20 protein-coding genes and 1 riboswitch are annotated in these 19,715 nt (G+C 52.3%); of the genes, 1 reads left to right on the top strand and 19 read right to left on the bottom strand.

The features are described from left to right. Positions 1–56 precede the first annotated feature (56 nt). The 19 genes from atpE to fni form a co-directional block, all read right to left on the bottom strand. Positions 57–269: a F0F1 ATP synthase subunit C gene (gene atpE / locus BJP58_RS17520; RefSeq protein WP_007128780.1), complete on the bottom strand. Its 213-nt coding sequence runs from the start codon at positions 267–269 to the stop codon at positions 57–59. A 106-nt stretch (positions 270–375) separates the two neighbouring features. After that, positions 376–1,137 (bottom strand): F0F1 ATP synthase subunit A, encoded by a 762-nt coding sequence (atpB, locus tag BJP58_RS17525; RefSeq protein WP_113059550.1) that lies wholly within the window; start codon positions 1,135–1,137, stop codon positions 376–378. Positions 1,138–1,172: 35 nt separating this feature from the next. Further along, positions 1,173–1,550, bottom strand: coding sequence for an ATP synthase subunit I (locus tag BJP58_RS17530; protein WP_113059551.1), 378 nt, complete (start codon positions 1,548–1,550; stop codon positions 1,173–1,175). Continuing rightward, positions 1,547–1,777, bottom strand: coding sequence for an AtpZ/AtpI family protein (locus tag BJP58_RS17535; protein ID WP_076323976.1), 231 nt, complete (start codon positions 1,775–1,777; stop codon positions 1,547–1,549). The genes BJP58_RS17530 and BJP58_RS17535 overlap by 4 nt, the downstream gene beginning before the upstream one ends. A gap of 175 nt (positions 1,778–1,952) precedes the next feature. After that, positions 1,953–3,110 carry a non-hydrolyzing UDP-N-acetylglucosamine 2-epimerase gene (gene wecB / locus BJP58_RS17540; protein WP_113059552.1) on the bottom strand — a complete coding sequence of 386 codons (1,158 nt, stop codon included), beginning with the start codon at positions 3,108–3,110 and terminating at the stop codon, positions 1,953–1,955. A 65-nt stretch (positions 3,111–3,175) separates the two neighbouring features. After that, positions 3,176–3,805 (bottom strand): uracil phosphoribosyltransferase, encoded by a 630-nt coding sequence (gene upp / locus BJP58_RS17545; protein ID WP_006213103.1) that lies wholly within the window; start codon positions 3,803–3,805, stop codon positions 3,176–3,178. A gap of 343 nt (positions 3,806–4,148) precedes the next feature. Continuing rightward, complete coding sequence (glyA, locus tag BJP58_RS17550; RefSeq protein WP_269468903.1) at positions 4,149–5,399, bottom strand: serine hydroxymethyltransferase; 1,251 nt, start codon at positions 5,397–5,399, stop codon at positions 4,149–4,151. Between the two features lie 90 nt (positions 5,400–5,489). After that, positions 5,490–6,074 (bottom strand): TIGR01440 family protein, encoded by a 585-nt coding sequence (locus tag BJP58_RS17555; protein ID WP_194539940.1) that lies wholly within the window; start codon positions 6,072–6,074, stop codon positions 5,490–5,492. A gap of 81 nt (positions 6,075–6,155) precedes the next feature. Further along, positions 6,156–6,620 (bottom strand): ribose 5-phosphate isomerase B, encoded by a 465-nt coding sequence (rpiB, locus tag BJP58_RS17560; RefSeq protein WP_194539941.1) that lies wholly within the window; start codon positions 6,618–6,620, stop codon positions 6,156–6,158. A gap of 114 nt (positions 6,621–6,734) precedes the next feature. Continuing rightward, positions 6,735–6,816, bottom strand: a riboswitch (ZMP/ZTP riboswitch). 91 nt (positions 6,817–6,907) lie between these two features. Next, positions 6,908–7,495 carry a low molecular weight protein arginine phosphatase gene (locus tag BJP58_RS17565; RefSeq protein WP_071218861.1) on the bottom strand — a complete coding sequence of 196 codons (588 nt, stop codon included), beginning with the start codon at positions 7,493–7,495 and terminating at the stop codon, positions 6,908–6,910. Between the two features lie 53 nt (positions 7,496–7,548). Next, entirely contained in the window at positions 7,549–8,112 is a 564-nt protein-coding gene (locus BJP58_RS17570; protein ID WP_194544970.1) for a manganese efflux pump MntP, read from the bottom strand. Positions 8,113–8,194: 82 nt separating this feature from the next. Continuing rightward, positions 8,195–9,340, bottom strand: coding sequence for an L-threonylcarbamoyladenylate synthase (locus BJP58_RS17575; protein WP_233354680.1), 1,146 nt, complete (start codon positions 9,338–9,340; stop codon positions 8,195–8,197). 218 nt (positions 9,341–9,558) lie between these two features. Beyond that, on the bottom strand, positions 9,559–10,254 hold the full coding sequence (gene spoIIR, locus BJP58_RS17580) for a stage II sporulation protein R (RefSeq protein WP_194539943.1): 696 nt from the start codon (positions 10,252–10,254) through the stop codon (positions 9,559–9,561). A gap of 218 nt (positions 10,255–10,472) precedes the next feature. Then, positions 10,473–11,651: an FtsW/RodA/SpoVE family cell cycle protein gene (locus BJP58_RS17585; RefSeq protein WP_194539944.1), complete on the bottom strand. Its 1,179-nt coding sequence runs from the start codon at positions 11,649–11,651 to the stop codon at positions 10,473–10,475. A gap of 308 nt (positions 11,652–11,959) precedes the next feature. Next, complete coding sequence (locus BJP58_RS17590) at positions 11,960–13,147, bottom strand: FtsW/RodA/SpoVE family cell cycle protein (protein ID WP_194539945.1); 1,188 nt, start codon at positions 13,145–13,147, stop codon at positions 11,960–11,962. Positions 13,148–13,281: 134 nt separating this feature from the next. Then, positions 13,282–14,169 carry a peptide chain release factor N(5)-glutamine methyltransferase gene (gene prmC, locus BJP58_RS17595; protein WP_194539946.1) on the bottom strand — a complete coding sequence of 296 codons (888 nt, stop codon included), beginning with the start codon at positions 14,167–14,169 and terminating at the stop codon, positions 13,282–13,284. A gap of 4 nt (positions 14,170–14,173) precedes the next feature. Next, positions 14,174–15,241, bottom strand: coding sequence for a peptide chain release factor 1 (gene prfA, locus BJP58_RS17600; protein WP_071218854.1), 1,068 nt, complete (start codon positions 15,239–15,241; stop codon positions 14,174–14,176). A gap of 213 nt (positions 15,242–15,454) precedes the next feature. Next, on the bottom strand, positions 15,455–16,555 hold the full coding sequence (gene ychF, locus BJP58_RS17605; protein ID WP_015737759.1) for a redox-regulated ATPase YchF: 1,101 nt from the start codon (positions 16,553–16,555) through the stop codon (positions 15,455–15,457). 185 nt (positions 16,556–16,740) lie between these two features. Further along, positions 16,741–17,856 carry a type 2 isopentenyl-diphosphate Delta-isomerase gene (gene fni / locus BJP58_RS17610; protein WP_194539947.1) on the bottom strand — a complete coding sequence of 372 codons (1,116 nt, stop codon included), beginning with the start codon at positions 17,854–17,856 and terminating at the stop codon, positions 16,741–16,743. A gap of 307 nt (positions 17,857–18,163) precedes the next feature. On the opposite strand from fni, the gene BJP58_RS17615 reads away from it, so the two are divergent. Next, the gene (locus BJP58_RS17615; protein ID WP_194539948.1) at positions 18,164–19,708 is read left to right on the top strand and encodes a phospholipase D family protein; all 1,545 of its coding nucleotides are present in this window, start codon (positions 18,164–18,166) and stop codon (positions 19,706–19,708) included. The last annotated feature ends 7 nt before the right edge of the window (positions 19,709–19,715 follow it).

Raw genomic sequence — 19,715 nt, forward strand, 5'->3', positions numbered from 1 at the left:
AACAAAACGAAGGCGCGGATGGCATCGGCCCTCCCCGCCAAACCGTTGTATTGTTATTAAGAGAACATGATCAAGAACGCGATTACAGTAGCCGCCAAAGGAATAACCTCTACGATACCAACACCGATAAACATCGTTGTTTGCAATTGACCACGTGCTTCCGGTTGACGAGCGATAGACTCAACTGTTCTGCTTACGATCATACCGTTACCCAAACCTGCGCCAAGGGCGCCCAGACCTACTGCAATAGCTGCTGCCAAAAATTCCATTGTTAAATATCCTCCTTAAAATTGTTTCAAAATTGAAATTTGGTGAAACTATAGAAAATATCTCTTTCGAAAAACACCGCTGTTACGGCGGATTCGTCCGAGTTGATCAATGCTCTTCGTGAATCGTAGTTTGCGAGATGTATACCATTGTCAAAATCGTAAAGATAAACGCCTGCAATGCACCAATGAAAATACTGAAACCTTGCCATGCGGCCATGAACGGAATGCCCCAGAAGCCGGTTTTCAGAATCACCGTGATCAGTACCTCACCGGCAAAAATGTTGGCATAAAGCCGGATTGCCAGAGCGATAGGTTTTGCCAGGTTCTCAATGATATTGAGTGGCAAGAAGATCGGGAACGGTTCGATGTAATGCTTCAGGTAATGCTTGCGATTCAGCTTCAAGCCCAGGTAGTTCATGAGCACGAACACAACGATCGCAAGACCGGCCGTAACGGAAATGTCCGCTGTTGGCGACTTCCACCACAATACGTGGGCGTAGTGGCCATGTTCAAGTCCGAGCGTAGCCAGAATTGGCTGACCAAAGACTTCGAAGTTCTCCGGCAAGTCGGTGATAATTGAGAACGGCAGGCCCAGCAAGTTCGCTACAAAGATGAACAGGATCAGAGTAAGCCCCAATGATATGTAAGCTTTCCCTTTCTTCAGATCCATCGCACTAGCTACGACGCCTTGCACAAATTCCACTACCCATTCCATGAAGTTTTGCAGTTTGGAAGGGTTTTCGACAGATAGATTACGTACCGCCAGTCGACATAATACGAACACCACCACGCAGGTGACGAGAAGCATTAATACCGCCGAAAGGTCAATATTCAATCCGCCAAGTTTGATAATCGGTGAATCATGCATAAAATTGTTTTCACCCCTTTCCAAGTTAGCGCTGATCAATGATTGTTTCTCAAACTGAACACAATGCTGACAGGAATGGTCAACAATTGGGGTATGAACAGACCGGCAATTGCACCGCCGAGGGATACCTGTTCGAGTTTTACGGCGAAGATCACAATCAGAAGCCCGATGCACAATCTCGTAATGAAGCCAAAATTGTACTTTTTCGGTTCTGGATCGACAGCCAATTGCGCCAGCTTCTGCACTTTCATGGAGAGGAAGCGAACATTAAACAATCCCGCCGCCGTGCCCATGATCAGCCCCATAAAAACCGGGCGAAATTCCGGATAGAGAGCCCATCCGAGAAACAAGGCAGACAATAAGAGTAAGGATACTCTAAATACAGCGTTCACAATGGAAGTCAAATCATTCACGCCTGCGCCCCCAAAAACTTTTTAATGAGAAGAGCGATATTCAAAATCCCTACAAAGAGCCCCGAAAGCGTACCAATGGCAAGCCACACTCTGGGCCCGTCCAAATGATTCATGAGCCATCGCCCGGTAAAAAAACCGATGAGAATGTAAGCGGCAAGCAAACCGCCCGCCCCGCTAATGTATAGCGCTATCAACCAAGGGTTATCTTGACTTTTCGGATTTTTCATATGAACCTCTAATCCCAACTCATTTTACTGAATATAACAAGAGTTTGTCAATGAATCGATTTGATGGATTTACCGTGTAAAATCGGCGTTTTGAGCAGTCTAAATTGCGCAAAACGCCGCGGTAACCGTACAGTTCAACTGTATGCTGTCCCCTTGCCCATCAGAATACGGTAAACTATACCTTTGTGAACATTCTGTGAAATTCTTCTGGACGCTCTTTTCGGATGCCAAAATGGTGCAAAATCGCATTGACAATACGCTGTGAAGCTTGTCCATCGCCATACGGATTAGCAGCCTTGCTCATCTTTTCGTAGAGCTCCTGATCGGTCAGAAGAACCTTAATGCGTTCATACACATTTTCCTCCTGGGTGCCTACCAGCTCCAGGGTACCGGCCTCAATGCCCTCCGGACGTTCGGTCGTATCCCGAAGCACCAGCGTCGGCACGCCGAATGACGGAGCTTCCTCCTGCATGCCGCCGGAATCCGTAATGATGAAATGCGTATGGGTGTAAATATTGTTCATATCCACGACATCCAGCGGATCAATTAGCTTGATGCGCGGGTGATCTCCCAGAATGCGATGAGCCGGCTCTTTAACAGCTGGGCTTGGATGTACAGGATATACGATGGCAATATCCTCAAATTCATCGGCAATGCGCTTTACCGCTTCAAATATTTGACGATGCGGCTCCCCTTGGGATTCGCGGCGGTGTGCCGTCATCAGGATCAAGCGTTTGCCCTTCGCCCAGTCCAGAACCGGATGGGTATAACCTTCGCGCACCGTGTACTGGAATACATCCGTAGCCGTGTTACCCGTTACATAAATGCGGGAATCCGGCTTGTTCTCCTTGCGGAGATTCTCGGCGGACCAGTCCGTCGGCGCAAAGTGAAGATCAGCAAGCACGCCGGTCAGCTGACGGTTCATCTCTTCCGGATAAGGATTCAGCTTGTTCCATGTGCGCAGACCCGCTTCCACATGGCCGACTTGAATCTGCTGCAGAAAGGCTGCATAGCTGGCCAGGAACGTTGTCAGCGTATCGCCGTGCACCAATACAATATCGGGCTTGGCTTCACGCAGAACAGGCTCAAGACCCTCCAGGACGCGCACGGTGATCTCGTTGAGCGTCTGACGGTCCTTCATGACATCCAAATCATAATCCGGAACAATCTTGAACACATCCAGCACCTGATCCAGCATTTGCCGATGCTGCGCAGTAACACAAACGACCGATTCGATATGCTCAGGGTGACGTTGAAGCTCTAGAATTAGCGGCGCCATCTTGATGGCTTCGGGGCGGACCCCAAATATCGTCATCACTTTCACTTTTGACATGTTTGAAAATACCCCTCTTTGCTTGTTTTCAAATATTCAAGACGTACGAGTGACTGGCTTGGCTCTTATTTCGTGCCGTACAGCCGATCCCCTGCATCACCAAGGCCCGGTACGATGTAACCATGGTCGTTAAGACCCTCATCGAGAGCAGCAACATAAATGTCCACGTCCGGATGGGCATCATGGACAGCCTTCACACCTTCCGGTGCAGCCACGAGGTTCATCATCTTGATCTGGGTACAGCCGCGTTTCTTCAGCACGTCGATCGCAGCGATAGCGGATCCGCCCGTCGCGAGCATCGGATCAATGACGATCAATTCCCGTTCCGTCACATCGGTTGGAAGCTTCGTATAATATTCAACAGGCTGAAGCGTTTCGGGGTCACGGAACAATCCGACATGCCCTACCTTTGCCGCTGGGAGCAGCTTCACAACGCCGTCCAGCATGCCCAGACCGGCGCGCAGGATCGGAACCAAGCCGAGCATGCGGCCGGAAATGACTTTCCCTTGGGTTTCGGCTACCGGCGTCTGAACGGATATCGATTCAAGAGGAACCTCCCGCGTAATTTCATAAGCCATCAAAGTCGCGACTTCGTCTACCAATTCGCGAAAGTCTTTTGTGTTAGTCCGCATATCGCGGATAAATGTAAGTTTGTGTTGAATCAACGGGTGATCACAAATCACCAATTTTCCCATGTCTGGTCCCTCCGGTTTGAGTACAAATGTTATTTCAATATGGGCGTAAATATTTGTGAGCTCCATAAATCCTGTCTATTATATCATTCCCTCTAGTCAATTGACACCTGCACGAGTCATGTTTTATTCCATGAGTTTTTGACCTTATAACGGAATCGGATCTTCTTCTGCCCTGAACCTAGGTTTTCCATTCTCGCCTATATTGATGCTAACCGCGAAAGGACCTGACTGGGAAAATGAGAGCATAGCAATCTGGCCAGAATGTTCATAGCTCCTAAAAGGACCCCACCTGCATCAGGCGGGGTCCTTATATCATAGGCTTCTTACGCGAAGGAAACTGTGATTAATATTTCATTTCAGCATAGAGAGGATATTGATCGGTAAGCTCAGCCACCAAACGGCCTGCTTTTTCGAGCGTTGCCTCGTCTTTCGGCTGCTTCAATGTCATGGCGATAATTTTCGCGATGTTCACCATCGCTTGCTCATCCATACCGCGGGAAGTAACCGCAGGGGTACCAATACGGATACCGCTCGTTACGAACGGGCTGGTCGGATCAAACGGGATGGCATTCTTGTTCACGGTAATCCCGATCGAGTCCAAAACCTTCTCCGCGTCTTTGCCGGTGATGTCCAGATTACGAGTATCCACTAGCATCAGGTGGTTATCGGTTCCGCCGGAAACGATGTTCAGGCCTTCCTCGATCAGGGTATCGGCCAGCACTTTCGCGTTCTTCACGACATTCTCTGCATACGTCTTGAAAGACGGATCCAAGGCTTCGCCAAGCGCAACGGCTTTGGAAGCAATCACATGCATGAGCGGGCCGCCTTGGGAGCCGGGGAATACCGCTTTATCGATCGCTTGCGCCCAAGCCTTTTTGCACAGAATCATACCGCCGCGAGGTCCGCGAAGCGTCTTATGCGTCGTGGTCGTTACAAAATGGGCATGCGGAACCGGATTCGGATGAAGACCTGCCGCAACGAGTCCTGCAATATGAGCCATATCGACCATGAACAACGCGCCTACGTCATTGGCGATGGCAGCCAGCTTTTCAAAATCAATAATGCGAGGATAGGCACTTGCACCCGCCACGATCAGACGAGGGCGATGCTTGAATGCCGCTTTGCGGACTTCGTCGTAATCGATAAGGAACGTGTCTTCTTGCACGCCGTAGGCAACGAAATTGTACAGAAGGCCGGAAGCGTTAACCGGGCTTCCGTGAGTCAAATGGCCGCCATGGGCCAGGTTCATGCCGAGCACGGTATCTCCAGGCTTCAAGGCCGCCAAATATACCGCCATGTTCGCTTGGGCACCGGAGTGCGGCTGAACGTTGGCATGCTCGGCTCCGAACAATTCTTTGGCGCGGTCACGGGCGATATCTTCCACGATATCCACACGCTCACAGCCACCGTAATAGCGTTTGCCAGGGTAGCCTTCCGCATATTTATTCGTCAGCACCGTCCCCATTGCTTCCATAACCGCTTCGCTGACAATATTCTCAGAAGCAATCAGCTCAATGTTGCTGCGTTGACGCTTCAGCTCCAAATCCATCGCTTCCAATACAGCCGGGTCACTCTTCCGCAAATGTTCCATCATGTTCATATCCTCCCATAATCCATCGTTATTTTTTCTTGCAAACTTAAAACTACAAGTTGTCATCATTGAAAAAGCGAGTTCTCATTCGAATCAATCGCACAGCGTGGAATCATCCCTCTGCTCGAGTCGGTACACCGCACGTTCTCCGCCGATCAGCTTGGGGCGGGTATAAGCCGCAGTTACGCGCGCCTCCCCGATATAACGCTCGGTCGGCCGGAATGGAACCGCCACTCTCCGCAAATGCATGCCGATCAGCGTCTCGCCGATATCGACACCCGCATGGGCTTCAATCGATTCCGCAAGGCAGGGCTCCTTCATGCTGCGGTAAACTGCAGAAGCCATCGACCCGCCCGCACCCGGAATGGGAACTGCCGCCACTTCCGTCAAGCCCAGCCGCTCGAGCAGCTCGCGTTCCATGACAAGCGCACGGTTCAGATGCTCACAGCATTGATAGGCCACCGCGAAACCGAATTCCGCTTGAACCGCGGCAATGCCCTGGAGAAGCTGCTGCGCCGTTTCAAGAGCGCCGCCCGTACCGATTCGGCGTCCAACCACTTCACTGGTGCTGGCTCCGATGACCAGCACTTTACCCGGGCCTAAATCGGCCGCTTCGGCCAGTTCGCGGACAATACGCGCTGTCTGTTCGTTCAAGGAAACCTTGGAGATATCCGTCATGTCACAGTCCTCCCGATGATTTTTTCACAGAAGATGCTTCAATCCCATATCACGATAGCCGCAGCTGCATTACGCGTTCACTTATCGCGATTCATTCTTCAGGTAACGCTCCTCGATGGCCTTGATCTTGTTCACGCGGCCGACATGGCGCTCGCCATGACTGAAATCCGTCGTCAGCCATGCGCTGACGATTTCGGCAGCAAGTCCGGGACCGACGACACGCTCACCCAGCGCAATCACGTTGCTGTCGTTATGCTCGCGCGTCGCTTTAGCTGAGAACACATCATGTGTCAGCGCGCAGCGAATGCCCGGCACCTTGTTGGCCGCAATGCTCATGCCGATCCCCGTACCGCAGATCAGAATGCCGCGGTCCGCTTCACCCGAGACGACCTTCTCGCACACCGGAAGGGCATAATCGGGATAATCCACGGAGTCGGAACAGCCGCAGCCCAGATCCTCTACCTCGTGTCCAAGACCCCGAATGACTCCCACGATTTCCTCTTTCAGACGAATGCCGGCATGATCCGTACCCAATGCAATTTTCATCTATGAAAAACCCCCTCGTATGTTCGCTTTTGCGTTTTAGCTTGTTTCATTATAACCCAAATCGGGCGCAAAAGACGAAAAAAGAGCAGTCGGCGCACGTATTGTGCTCCAAATGCTCTTTGCCCAGGCGACCGGCCGTATATTCCGATGCTCCATCGTGGTTTCATCCACTTCGTCGCCAGTTACACCGGATCATTTGTTTTTCACCTTCATCTTAAAGCAATACCATGCGAAAGGCAAGTGGCTTTTTAGCCCAATGGCAGGCTTTATATCTCTAAAAGCTAGACTTAGTTATGCCGATCCGCTTCCAGCTTGTCCAAAAGACGGAACAACGCCGTCCGTATCTCTGCGGCCGTGGCTTCATATTCCTCCCGCGAGCCTCCGAAAGGATCGGAGATATCGAAGCTCGGGATGCGCTGACGCAGCTCGATCAGACGCTCCCGGTCACGGTCGCTGACATCGTGGCCCAGAGATCTGGCCAGCTCAAGCGCTGCATACAGACTATCCTGCTCCCGCAGATCGTCCAGCACCCGGCGGTCATCCTCAACAAACTCTTTCAGCGTGTGCATCTTGTCTGCGGCGTGCGGGAACTGCCTTATAGCATACTGCTTATGCGACTGGGTCAGCGTCAGAATCAGATCCGCCCATTCCACCAGGTTCGCGGTCAACGGCTTGGACACCAAGCGTTCCTGGATATCCTGGTCTCGCAGGATGGATTCCGCATGATGGGACACCGGCATTCCGTCCACGGCCGAGACGCCGGCGGACTTCGTTTCCAGCGGAATGCCCCGTTGTTTGGCAAGCTTTCTCAGCATGCCTTCCGCCATTGGACTGCGGCAGGTATTTCCCGTGCAGACAAACAGTATATTTTTCACGGTCCGTTCCTCCCGTTCGTAGGTTCTTTGGGGCTATTGTAACAAATATTGCGTCAAAAAATAAACATGGTGCCAAAGATAACCAAAATCAGTCCGCCCAGCATTTCACCGTACTCCCCCAGCTTATTGCTTACCTGACGGCCAAGCAGCAAACCGAGAATGGACAGCAAACCGCCCACGACCCCGAAGGAAATTACGATTAACAGCACATCATCCACAAACATTCCGAGCGAAACGCCTACCGAGAAGGAGTCGATGCTGACGCTAAGCGAAAACAGCAGCATGCCTAAAAATGCGGTAGGATGTATTCGCTGCCCTTCTCCGCCCCGCAGGGCGTTATACATCATATGCCCGCCCAATAAAAGCAGCAGCCCGCCGGCAGCAAGCCCTGTGACGTGGCCCAGTAACATGCCAACGTAGCGGCCGGCAAATAAGCCCAGCAGCGGCATCAACATGTGAAACAACGCGATCATGAAGCTGATGCCCAGCATATGGCCTAAGCGCATACCGCCTCTCATTCCAACTCCGATTCCAAGCGAAAATGCGTCTAGCCCGAGTGCAACCGCCATCAGCAGAATCGCCGCAAGCTGTCCCGATTGGACAGACTCCTCCAGCATGCCCATTCCCCCAAGTCCCATGGTCTTGTACACCATATGCGGACAAGGGGTAAATGATGCCAACAGCGTTCATGCGGCTGCTTTAATTCACGTCGATGATGTGGTGTCCCGCGGCCTTCAGCAGCCGGTTCATGACGGCTGCTCCGAGGCCCTGCTCCGGGCACGCTTCGGCCAGGATGAAGGTTGCGCCTTCGTCATCGAACCGGCGCAGGCCGGCGTACAGCCGGCGGGCCGCTTCCTCCGGCGCGGCCAGGCTGCCGAGCGAGACGGCAACGTCCGCGCGGTAGTGACCGATGTGCTCGTCGAACGACAGCACGCCGGTCACCTCCCCGCGCCGGGCAGCCGCCTCAAGCTCGGCCGCGATGCGTGCCGAAACGGCGTCGGCACGCGGGCCCTGCACCACGCACATCGCACCCTTCGGTGCGTAGTGCGTGTACTTCATGCCCGGCGAGCGCGGCGCCGGGCTCTCCGCCTCCCCGGCGGCGCGATGCAGCGCCGGGTCCATGCGCACGCTTGCCGCAACGGCGGCAAGCTGCTCGGCCGTGACGCCGCCCGGGCGGAGCACCGTGACGGCGCCGTCTTCGCCGACTTGCACCACCGTCGACTCGACGCCCACCCCGGCAGGGCCGCCGTCGAGGACGCCGTCGATCGCCCCGGCCAAATCCTCCAGGACATGGCTGGCCAGCGTCGGGCTTGGCCGACCGGAACGGTTCGCGCTCGGCGCAGCCAGCGGACGCCCGGCCGCGCTGATCAAGGCCAGCGCCACGTTGTGATCCGGCATCCGCACGGCAACGGTATCGAGCCCCGCCGTCACACGAGGGGATACGGCACCCGGTTTAACGGGCAGCACCAGCGATAGCGGCCCAGGCCAGAACCTTGCCATCAAGGCCCTTTCCGTCTCATTCACATAACGGACCAAACCGTCAAGCTGAGTAAGCTCCGAAATATGCACGATCAATGGATTGTCCGACGGCCGGCCCTTCGCGGCAAACACACTCTCGACCGCTTCCGTATTACCGGCGTCTGCGCCAAGCCCGTAGACCGTTTCCGTCGGAAAGGCCACCGTTCCGCCCCGCTCGAGCACCTGCCCCGCTTCCTGCAGCGCCAGCTTCGCCTCCTTCTCCAAACTCAAGCTCTCCCTGGACAGCGAGTTCGATACATGCCACACCTGGGTTGAATTTGCAGCAGCCTGGCGGAAGCCGTTATCCCGCTGCTGGCTAGGTTCCATGCCATTCCCGTTCTGTTCCATTCCTATCCCAAACTTTCTGTATATGATATATATAAACTCCAACGCGAGTGTTGCCTATGCCCCAAAATAAAAAGCGCTTTTCGTTCTTCAGTCCCGTGCCGGTTCCCATTCAAACCAGTCGCGCCAAAGAGAAAGCACTCTTCTACTTCAAAGTTTATCATACCCGATCAGGATTGAAAATCGACTCGCTTATAATCCTAGAACAAGCTTACCACCCAGTTCCAAATGCCAAGGAACATATCCCACAAGAAGAAGCGGACCTCCGGTTCACTGTCGCCTGCATTCTTCGGAACTTCCTCTTGGGAAGCCTCGCCGGCCTCTGCTGAAACCGTTTGGATACCTGCGTCAACAGGCTGCGCCGCCGCATCCCCGCTGCCACCATCGATGAAACAAAGGGGCGGGAACAAGACGCACCACCAGTTCTGCCCTTGACCTTCGCCTAACGTAATCCGCAGCGCATCGTAATCGCCGGCCGGATAAACCGTGCCCCCGTATAACTTCGTCGGGAACGGCACAACACCAAGCTCTACGGTGTAACTGTACGTAATCCCTCTTTTCTTCAACTCTTCACTCACCAATTGGCGGATTTCCGGAAGATGCTGCCGGGTTAATTCTTTGGCGTCTTCCAGGCTTTGCGGGTTCTCCAGCTGCAGGACCCAGAGCTGCATTTGCTCAACGACCGAATCACGAATCTCTCTTTTGACCAGCTGATCGGACGGGCTATCGGAATTCGCCAGTATGCGAAGTCGTATCGATTCCTGAGGGATCGGACCGCCAACAACGGAAGCATCAATCTGCTGTCCTTCCCAAGCCATGATGACCATAAACATACAGGATAAGAGCACAACCATTTTCTTCACGATAATACGGAGGGTTTCACTAACATTTTTCATCTCGGACAACCGCCTCTCTATGAACGAAACTCTATGATGCTATCAGTATGTCCGCAGGCAAAAGATATAAACGTTGAATCTAGCAATTTCGATAATAAATCATAGATTGGTGCAGCATGAACCAAAAAAAGATGCGATCCCCAGTCGGAATCGCATCTTCGTTAAGATCGGTTATTCAGTTCGTCTCCGTGATTATTGAGCTTCCCGCAAAGAAAAGTTTACGCCTGCTTAGAAGCCGCCGGACGATAGGCATGCGGATCCGGCATATCTTCCTCCACTTCCTGGCCATGCAGCTTGACGCTCATGGCTACTCCCAGACTGGCCATGCTGATCACAAGGGAAGTTCCCCCGTAACTGATAAAGGGCAGCGTAATCCCTGTCAGCGGCATTAAACCGATAAACATGCCGATGTTCTCGAAGATCTGATATAGGAACATGGCCACGATCCCTATAATGAGAAACGGCCCCGCACGCTCCCGGGATTCCAGGGAGATCAGGATCAGCCGATGGATCAAGATGAAATATAACAGAAGCAGAATAGAAGATCCGATAAACCCGAATTCCTCGGCAATCTGCACAAATATGGAATCAGAGTACGCATAAGGCACCCTGCCCGACTGGATCGACGAGCCTTGCATGTAACCCTCGCCGCTCATGCCGCCCGAAGCGATGGCAAGCTTCGCATTCGTTGTATGATAGCTGGCCTTGGCGGTCGCCTTCTCCGGATACAGCCACGGATCAATCCGTTCCACCCAGTGCGGCTTCAGTATTTTCGATTCCAGCAGTTCATCATGATAATGAATATAGGCCTGAGCGCCGCCGAAGGCCACGCCTGCCACAAGCGCAAGCCCAATGAGCGCATGGGAGAACTTGACGTTTCCGATCCAGAGCAGCCCCAGCAAAATAACGACATAACTGAGCGCGTTACCCAAATCATTCTGGGCCATGACGAGCACAAAAGGCACGAATGCCAAGAGTCCGATCGGAACAACGTCCTTCCAGAAGGACAGCAGCGGTTTGTTTTTGCGCACCAATACAAAAGAAAGGAAAATAATCAGGATCAGCTTGAACAATTCAGCAGGCTGTATACTTAAACTGCCAATGTAAATCCAGCCTTGGGCGCCGTTAATATCCTTACCGATAAACATAACGAGGACCAACACGGCCAATCCGCCCAGGTAAATATATTTAGCATATTTAATCAACAACCGGTAATCCAGCAGGCTTATGCCAAAAAAAGCAATAAAGCCGACAATGTAAAAGGCAACCATGCGGAGATGAGAGCCCTCAAATTTGGTGTCAACGGTTGTGCTGTATATCGACGTAATGCTGATACCCATCATCAAAACCAGTACGAAAACAATAACGTAATCCATCTTCTTAAATTTTTGAAGCATGCTTTATGGTCCCCCTGTGCCCGGAGCTGATCGCCCCCGGTTTGCCTATACAGGCATATAACGATTATTCGAAAAGAAAGTTTGACGCTGCTTATCATTGCTATAGATGATATCCGTTAAAAAAGCCTAAAGGCAGCCTGCAATGGAGCGCGTTTCAAGGAGTATGCCTGCTGCCCCTAATGAATTATTCTAAAAGATTTCCTCCTCTAATACAATTCACGGGCCCTGCCTGTAGTTACCAACAAAAAATACAAAAGAGATGCTGCTTTCAATAGCATCTCTCTGATTCTACATTCCAATAAATCGAATCAAGCCTGTTTGGGCGGAGCGGAACGGTACGTTTGAGGATTGGGCATATCCTCCTCCACTTCCTGCCCATGCAGCTTCACACTCATGACGACCCCGAGACACGCCATGTTAATGATGAGCGAGGTTCCGCCATAACTGATGAAGGGCAGCGTAATCCCGGTCAAAGGCATTAATCCAATAAACATGCCGATATTCTCAAAGATTTGATACAGCAGCATGGCAACGATACCGATGATTAAAAACGGGCCTGCTCTGTCCCGACTTTCCAATGATATCAAAATCATCCTGTGAATGAGTATGAAATATAACAACAACAAAACGGAAGAACCGATGAAGCCATATTCCTCTGCAATTTGCACAAAAATCGAATCCGAATACGTATAAGGCACACGTGAGGATTGTACGGAGCTCCCCTGCAAGTACCCTTCCCCGCTCATACCGCCGGAAGCAATGGCCAGCTTGGCGTTGTTCGTATGATAACTCGCCTTTGCGGTAGCTTTTTCGGGTACCAGCCATGGATCGATCCGTTCCATCCAATGACCGCGGCTCTCCATGATTTTCGATTCTTTAATTTCATCATGATAGTGGATGTAGGCCTGGGCTCCACCAAATGCAATCCCTGCTACAAGCAGCAGTCCGATAAGAGCGTGCGAGAACTTCACATTACCGATCCATAACAGCCCAAGCAAGATGACAATATAACTTAGTCCATTACCCAAGTCATTCTGCACCATGACAACGGCAAACGGAATAAACGTCAAAAGCCCAATCGGTACGATGTCCCGCCAAAAAGACAACTTCGCTTTGTTCTTACGGATAAGAAGATAGGTGATAAATATGATCAGCACCAGCTTAAACAACTCCGCAGGTTGAAAATCAACGATACCGAGATTAATCCAGCCCGTGGCATTATTTTTGGTCTGGCCGATGAAGGAAGGCAGCAAAAGGGTTAATAACCCTCCGATGTATATGTGCAGTGCGTATTTATTCCATAAACGATAATCAATCAAGCTGAGCCCGAAAAAGGCTGCGAATCCGAGGATATAAAATATCGCCATCTTGATATGGTGTTTTTCGAATCCGGTTGTGTCGAGCGTGGCACTATATATCGATGTAATACTGACAACCATTAGCATCAACAGTACAAAAACGATAACAAAATCAATCTTCTTGAATTTCTGAAGCATGCTTTGGTCCCCCTGTGCCCGGAGCTGTAAACACTGATTTGCCGATTGAGGCCATGTAACGATCTGAACGACAACACCCCATTTAATCGGCTCAGCCCATCATCTATTTTAAAAGATATTCATCCAGAACACAATTAACGGGATATTCCCAAGACATGCCTGTCAATGCCCGCCAAATCCGGCACCGTGACGATTTCCTTCCAGTGCCCTGCACTCCGTAAAAGCTCTGCCACATCCCCGGCTTGGCCCATGCCCAGCTCAAAGGCAATCAGCCGCGGCGGCGCTGACAGCAAGGGCAGCTGCTCCATCATGATCCGGTACGGATTCAAACCGTCCGGCCCGCCATCCAGTGCCGTTCGCGGCTCATAGTCGCGGACTTCGGGCTGAAGCCCCTCAATATCCTCCGCCGGAATGTAAGGCGGGTTGGAGACGAGGATGTCCGGCGCCATGCCGGCGAACGGCTCCAGCAGGTTCCCCTGCCGGAACTCGACATCGGCATTCAGATGCTTCGCATTACGCGCAGCAACCTCTAGCGCATCAGGCGAAATATCACTCGCCAGCAAATCCCACGCCGCCTCCTGTAATGCCAACGTAATGGCAATGGCCCCGCTGCCGGTACCGATGTCTATGGCCTTTAACCTTTTTGACCGCGGAGTGAGCTCCCGTCCATACTTCAGCACCGCTTCCACGAGCAGTTCCGTTTCCGGACGCGGAATGAGAACCGCCGGCGTAACTTCAAACGGCCGGCCGTAGAACTCCTGCTCGCCGATAATATACTGCGCAGGGACGCCCTGCGCCTTGCGATTAATGACGTCCTCCAAGGCGTGGCGGCGATCCGCCGGAAACGGCTCCGCGAGCGCCATATAATATGAGGTTCCCGACAATTCCAGCACATGCTCCAGCAGCAGCTGCGCATTCCGCTGCGGCTCCATTACCCGCATGGCGTCTAAAAAAGAAGAAGCCTCCACAAAGGCTTCTCTTATGCTGCGCTGCGGCGTCAATTCAAATCTCGTCCGCTTCAAAGCGTTATACTCCTTTTTCCATCGCTTCAGCCTGCTCCGCAAGGGTCAGCGCCGAAACGATCTCTTCAATCTCCCCGTTCATCACTTGATCCAGCTTGTGAACGGTAAGTCCGATCCGATGATCGGTTACACGGCTTTGCGGGAAGTTGTACGTACGGATACGCTCACTGCGGTCACCTGTACCTACTTTGCTCTTCCGCTCACCGGCATACTTCGCTTCTTCCTCTTGGCGCATCATATCAAAGATACGGGCCCGAAGCACCTGCAGCGCCTTCTCCTTATTGGAGTTTTGCGATTTGCCGTCTTGGCACGTAGCCACGATCCCCGTCGGGATGTGCGTTACGCGTACCGCCGACTTGGTGGTGTTAACGGACTGACCGCCTGCACCACTGGAGCAGAAGGTATCTACGCGGATGTCCTTGTCATGGATTTCGATGTCCACTTCTTCCGCCTCCGGCATAACCGCCACGGTGGAGGTGGAGGTATGGATACGCCCGCCGGATTCCGTTGCCGGAATACGCTGAACACGGTGCGCGCCGCTCTCGAATTTCATTTTGCTGTATGCGCCGCGGCCATTGATCATGAAGATCACTTCCTTGAAGCCGCCCAGATCGTTCGTGTTGACGTCCATCAGTTCAACCTTCCAGCCTTGAGTATCCGCATAACGGGTATACATCCGGTACAGGTCGGAAGCAAACAGCGCCGCCTCGTCGCCGCCGGCAGCGCCGCGAATCTCGATGATCACGTTCTTGTCATCGTTCGGGTCCTTCGGCAGCAGCAAGATCCGAATCTTCTCCGCCAGCTCTTGCTCGCGCTGGGTAAGCTCCTCGATCTCCATTTTCACCATTTCGCGCATTTCGTCATCCAACTTTTCGCCCTGCATGGTTTTGGCAGCTTCGAGCTCTTCAATTACATTTTTATATTCAACATAAGCCTCATAAGCAGGCTGTAAATCGGATTGTTCTTTGGAATAATCCCTGAGCTTCTTGGAGTCATTAGCGACATCGGGATCGCACAACAGCTCACTTAACTTCTCGTAACGGTCCGCAAGGGATTGTAATCGGTCCAACAAAGGAATTCACCTCTCTAAGATATATTCCTGAAGATATGCCTTTTTGCACTCCATTTCGCATCACAATGAAGTGTAAACGACTTTTTATTTTACCATGAAACGACGCATTTGACTAGCAGGCAGTTGACCGCACGGAAAGGTTCTCCCCTTCAAAAAAACCACGGTCCCATGCACAAAGTGACATGGAGCCATGGCCTTTGAATACTTCAATTCCTACACATTGAAACGGAAGTGCATCACATCGCCGTCATTCACAACGTACTCTTTGCCTTCCAGGCGAAGCTGTCCGCGTTCCTTCGCGCCGTTCATCGATCCGGCTGCAACGAGGTCATCGTAAGCTACAACCTCTGCACGAATGAAGCCGCGTTCGAAGTCGGTATGAATCACGCCTGCCGCTTGCGGAGCTTTCGTTCCTTTACGGATCGTCCAGGCACGCACTTCCTGCACGCCTGCCGTAAAGTAAGTGTACAATCCCAGCAGACTGTAAGCAGCCTTGATGAGACGGTTCAAACCGGATTCTTCCAGACCCAGCTCCTCAAGGAACATCGCTTTGTCCTCGCCTTCAAGCTCGGCAATTTCGGCTTCAACCTTCGCGCTGATCGGAACCACGATCGCGTTCTCCGCAGCCGCGAAATCACGAACCTGCTGTACATAAGGGTTGCTGTCGGCTTCCGCAACGCCGTCTTCGCTCAGGTTAGCCGCGTATAGCACCGGCTTCAATGTCAGCAAGTGCAAATCGCGAACAATCAGCTTCTCATCATCGCTCAGCTCCACGCTGCGTGCCGGTTGATCGTTATAAAGAGCTTCCTTCAGGCGCTCCAGCAGCTCTACTTCCTGAGCATACTGCTTGTTGCCGCCCTTCATGTTCTTCTTCGCGCGGTCAATCCGCTTCTCCACGCTGTCGAGATCCGCAAGGATCAGCTCCAAATTAATCGTCTGGATATCGCTGACCGGGTTCACTTTACCGTCAACGTGGGTAATGTTCTCGTCTTCAAAGCAGCGAACAACATGAACGATGGCATCCACTTCACGAATATGGGCAAGAAACTTGTTCCCAAGACCTTCCCCTTTGCTCGCCCCGCGGACCAAGCCCGCGATGTCCACGAATTCAAAAGCGGTTGGTACCGTTTTGTTCGGTTGAACCAGCTCGGTCAGCTTGTCGAGGCGCTCATCCGGCACTTCCACAACACCGACGTTTGGATCAATCGTACAGAACGGATAGTTGGCCGATTCGGCGCCCGCTTGCGTGATCGCATTAAACAATGTTGATTTGCCGACGTTTGGCAAACCGACGATTCCTGCTTTTAAAGCCATTTATGTGACAACTCCTTATCAGGTTTACTTCTATATTTGTAAGTATTACACAACTTCGGTTCTTACCGCCGAAGCTACTAATCGTAAGCTAAACAATCTTATTAATTATAGCAGATACCCGATAGACTTCAACACGAATATACTGCCATCGCTTTAAAGTAGATCCCGCCAATCACCCCGGCCATTCAAACGCGAATCAGCCGTTGGGTTGACTTCAGCGCATCGATATTCCCCGCGCCGATTCCGAACATCGCCGTCCGCAGCTCCAACTCCACCTGGGCAAGCCGCTGATCCAGCGCTTCCACCGATTCGACGGCCGATCCCAGGAGTCCACGCCCGAAGCCTGCCAGATCGGCGCCAAGCGAGAGCGCTTTAGCGGCATCAACGCCGCTTTGCAGCCCGCCGCTGCCGATAAGCGCACAGGTTGGCGCAGCTTCACGCACCTCCACGATGCATTCCGCGGTAGGATTGCCCCACCCGGCGAAAGCTTCAGCCGCAGCGCGGCGAACCGGATCCGGGCTGCGGAATTTTTCAACCTGGCTCCATGAGGTACCGCCCGCACCAGCCACGTCGATGAAGGCCGCCCCGATATTCAGCAGATTCCGCGCCGTTTCACCATCGATGCCCCATCCGACTTCTTTAATGCCGACCGGTACCGAAAGCGTACGGCACAGATCCTCAATTCGCTTAAGCAAACGGCCAAACCGTGTATTTCCTTCCGGCTGAAACACCTCTTGAAGTCCGTTTAAATGAAGAACCAGCATGTCCGCCCCCGCGATATCCACCGCCCGCTGACAATCGTCAAGGCCAAAGCCATAGTTCAGCTGCACCGCTCCAAGGTTGGCGATAACCGGCACGCTTGGCGCACTCTCCCTGACACGGAAAGTGGGAGCAAGCTCCTCCTTCTCCACCGCTGCCCGCACGGAGCCTACCCCAAGTGCCCAGCCGCGCCGCTGCGCGGCTTCAGCCAGACGTCTATTGATCTCTCCCGTGGCCTTGCTTCCCCCAGTCATGGAGCTGATCAGAAATGGGGTTCGTACGGAAAAACCAAGAAATGCAGTGTCCAGCTTAATATCTTCAAAGTCGATTTCCGGCAGTGCGGAGTGACGGAAACGGTAACGTTCAAAACCGGTGGTTACCCCTACGGAGCCAACTTCTTCATTCAGGCATAAGCGTACATGCTCTATTTTTCGTTCGCCCGTAGGCACTTCCGGCACCAGCCTGCCCTCGGGTCTTTCCAAACCTCTGCCTGAAATGGTTTCAGCTGGTTGACCCGCGGTCTCTTTATGTTCTGAATTCATCCCGTGCCTCCTTATCCACTTCGCTTATCCTTTAGATAAGCCATATATAAGCATATCATTGGCATCAGGTTATCCCGCCTGCATGATATGCACATCATCCATTAGCAAAAATATAAACGACTCGGTCTTGACCCATTCTACCGCATGTTTTGAAAAAACAAACCCGAATATCATTCTACCCCGGCTTCCTAGGATCAACTCCGTCTCCATATCTCACACTTGCTGAATTGCAGAAACGAAGAGTGCGTCAGAACGGGACTTTCATGTTAATTAACGGTATACAACAGCGCTAGGAGGATGGGCTATCTTGGGTTTTCGCCATTTCATTCATAACCGCAATTCAGAAAATCTACCTACAACCGATCCAGGCACGCTGCTCGCGTCAGGGAAACCGAATACCAAAAGCTCCCGAACGCGAACAACGATTTTCATCTGCCTTGTCCTTCTTATTCTATGGCTCATCGGCGTGATGATCTATCAGACTCATAAGCCACTACCGAAAGGGATCTCCTATGAAAGCCCGCTGTACCAGAGCGACGTTAAAATGTGGACCGACCTGACCTACCCCGGACCGGATGGTCAACCGGTACATGATCGCGAAATCGGACCGCGCATCGGTCAAATTATCGACGAATCCCGAAAATTCCTGGTTATCGATATGTTTCTGTTCAACGGCTACGCTCATAAAGATCAGGATTACCCCAAAGTTAGCAAAGAACTTGCCCATCGCCTTGTTGCCCATAAGAAGAAATATCCCGATATGGATATCTTCTTTATTTCCGATGAAGTGAATACCGGGTATGGCTCCTATTCGCTGCCGGAATTCGAGGCGATGGAGGCTGCCGGCATTCATGTAATCATGACCGATGTCGACCGGCTGCGAGACTCCACGCCCGCCTATTCTGCCGTATGGCGCACATTCTTCCAATGGTTTGGCCAGTCGGGCACGGGGACACTCCCCAATCTGATGGCCAACGAAGCACCCGATATTACGGTGCGCTCCTATCTGAAGCTGCTGAACGTGAAGGCCAATCACCGTAAAGTCGTCATCAGCGAGAACACCGCGCTGGTCACATCTGCCAACATCCATGACGCCAGCGCGTTCCACTCGAACATCGCCTTCGAAACGAGCGGGGACATCATCGGGGATATGCTTGCAGCCGAGCAAGCCGCCGTTAACCTTACAAGCCCGATCAAACTGCCGGAGTATGAGCCGTGCTCAAAGCCACCTCTGCAGCCTTCAGGTCAAGCTAACGATGTCGATGTTCGTTATTTGACGGAAGGGAAAATTTATAAATATGTTCTGGAGGCCATCGAGCAATCACAGCCCGGGGATACGCTCTGGATGGGGATGTTCTATCTGGCTGACAGCAAAGTCATGGACCAGCTTCTAAAAGCTTCGGACCGCGGTGTTGATATACGCCTCATCCTGGATCCGAACCAGAACGCCTTCGGCCGGGATAAGATCGGCATCCCCAACCGTCCGGCTGCGGCCGAGCTCATCAAGAAATCCAAAGGGAACATCTCCATCCGCTGGTACAACACCGGTACGGAGCAGTATCATACCAAGCTCATGTACATTGCCAAACCGACGGGAAAATCCGTCATTACCGGCGGGTCGACCAATTTTACCCAGCGGAATCTGGCCGATCTCAACCTGGAAAACAACTTGTGGATAGCCGCGCCTAAAGATCATCCGCTTACCCGGGATCTGGACCGTTACTTTCATCGAATATGGTTCAACGAAGGCGCAGCCTTTAGCCTCGAAGCCGAGGCTTACCAAGGAGAAACGACATGGATGAAGAACATCCTGTTTAAACTGCAAAAATGGCTGGGCTTCACAACCTTTTAACAGTTCC

This window comes from Paenibacillus sp. JZ16 (assembly GCF_015326965.1).
GTDB lineage: Bacteria > Bacillota > Bacilli > Paenibacillales > Paenibacillaceae > Paenibacillus_AQ.

Coding starts and splice junctions, on each gene's coding strand:
- rpiB (WP_194539941.1), bottom strand. CDS start 6,620: ATGAAAATTGCATTGGGTACGGATCATGCCGGCATTCGTCTGAAAGAG.
- BJP58_RS17585 (WP_194539944.1), bottom strand. CDS start 11,651: ATGCTTCAAAAATTTAAGAAGATGGATTACGTTATTGTTTTCGTACTG.
- atpB (WP_113059550.1), bottom strand. CDS start 1,137: ATGCATGATTCACCGATTATCAAACTTGGCGGATTGAATATTGACCTT.
- ychF (WP_015737759.1), bottom strand. CDS start 16,555: ATGGCTTTAAAAGCAGGAATCGTCGGTTTGCCAAACGTCGGCAAATCA.
- BJP58_RS17555 (WP_194539940.1), bottom strand. CDS start 6,074: ATGACGGATATCTCCAAGGTTTCCTTGAACGAACAGACAGCGCGTATT.
- BJP58_RS17575 (WP_233354680.1), bottom strand. CDS start 9,340: ATGGAACCTAGCCAGCAGCGGGATAACGGCTTCCGCCAGGCTGCTGCA.
- atpE (WP_007128780.1), bottom strand. CDS start 269: ATGGAATTTTTGGCAGCAGCTATTGCAGTAGGTCTGGGCGCCCTTGGC.
- spoIIR (WP_194539943.1), bottom strand. CDS start 10,254: ATGAAAAATGTTAGTGAAACCCTCCGTATTATCGTGAAGAAAATGGTT.
- BJP58_RS17535 (WP_076323976.1), bottom strand. CDS start 1,777: ATGAAAAATCCGAAAAGTCAAGATAACCCTTGGTTGATAGCGCTATAC.
- BJP58_RS17590 (WP_194539945.1), bottom strand. CDS start 13,147: ATGCTTCAGAAATTCAAGAAGATTGATTTTGTTATCGTTTTTGTACTG.
- fni (WP_194539947.1), bottom strand. CDS start 17,856: ATGAATTCAGAACATAAAGAGACCGCGGGTCAACCAGCTGAAACCATT.
- wecB (WP_113059552.1), bottom strand. CDS start 3,110: ATGTCAAAAGTGAAAGTGATGACGATATTTGGGGTCCGCCCCGAAGCC.
- glyA (WP_269468903.1), bottom strand. CDS start 5,399: ATGATGGAACATTTGCGGAAGAGTGACCCGGCTGTATTGGAAGCGATG.
- upp (WP_006213103.1), bottom strand. CDS start 3,805: ATGGGAAAATTGGTGATTTGTGATCACCCGTTGATTCAACACAAACTT.
- BJP58_RS17570 (WP_194544970.1), bottom strand. CDS start 8,112: ATGCTGGAGGAGTCTGTCCAATCGGGACAGCTTGCGGCGATTCTGCTG.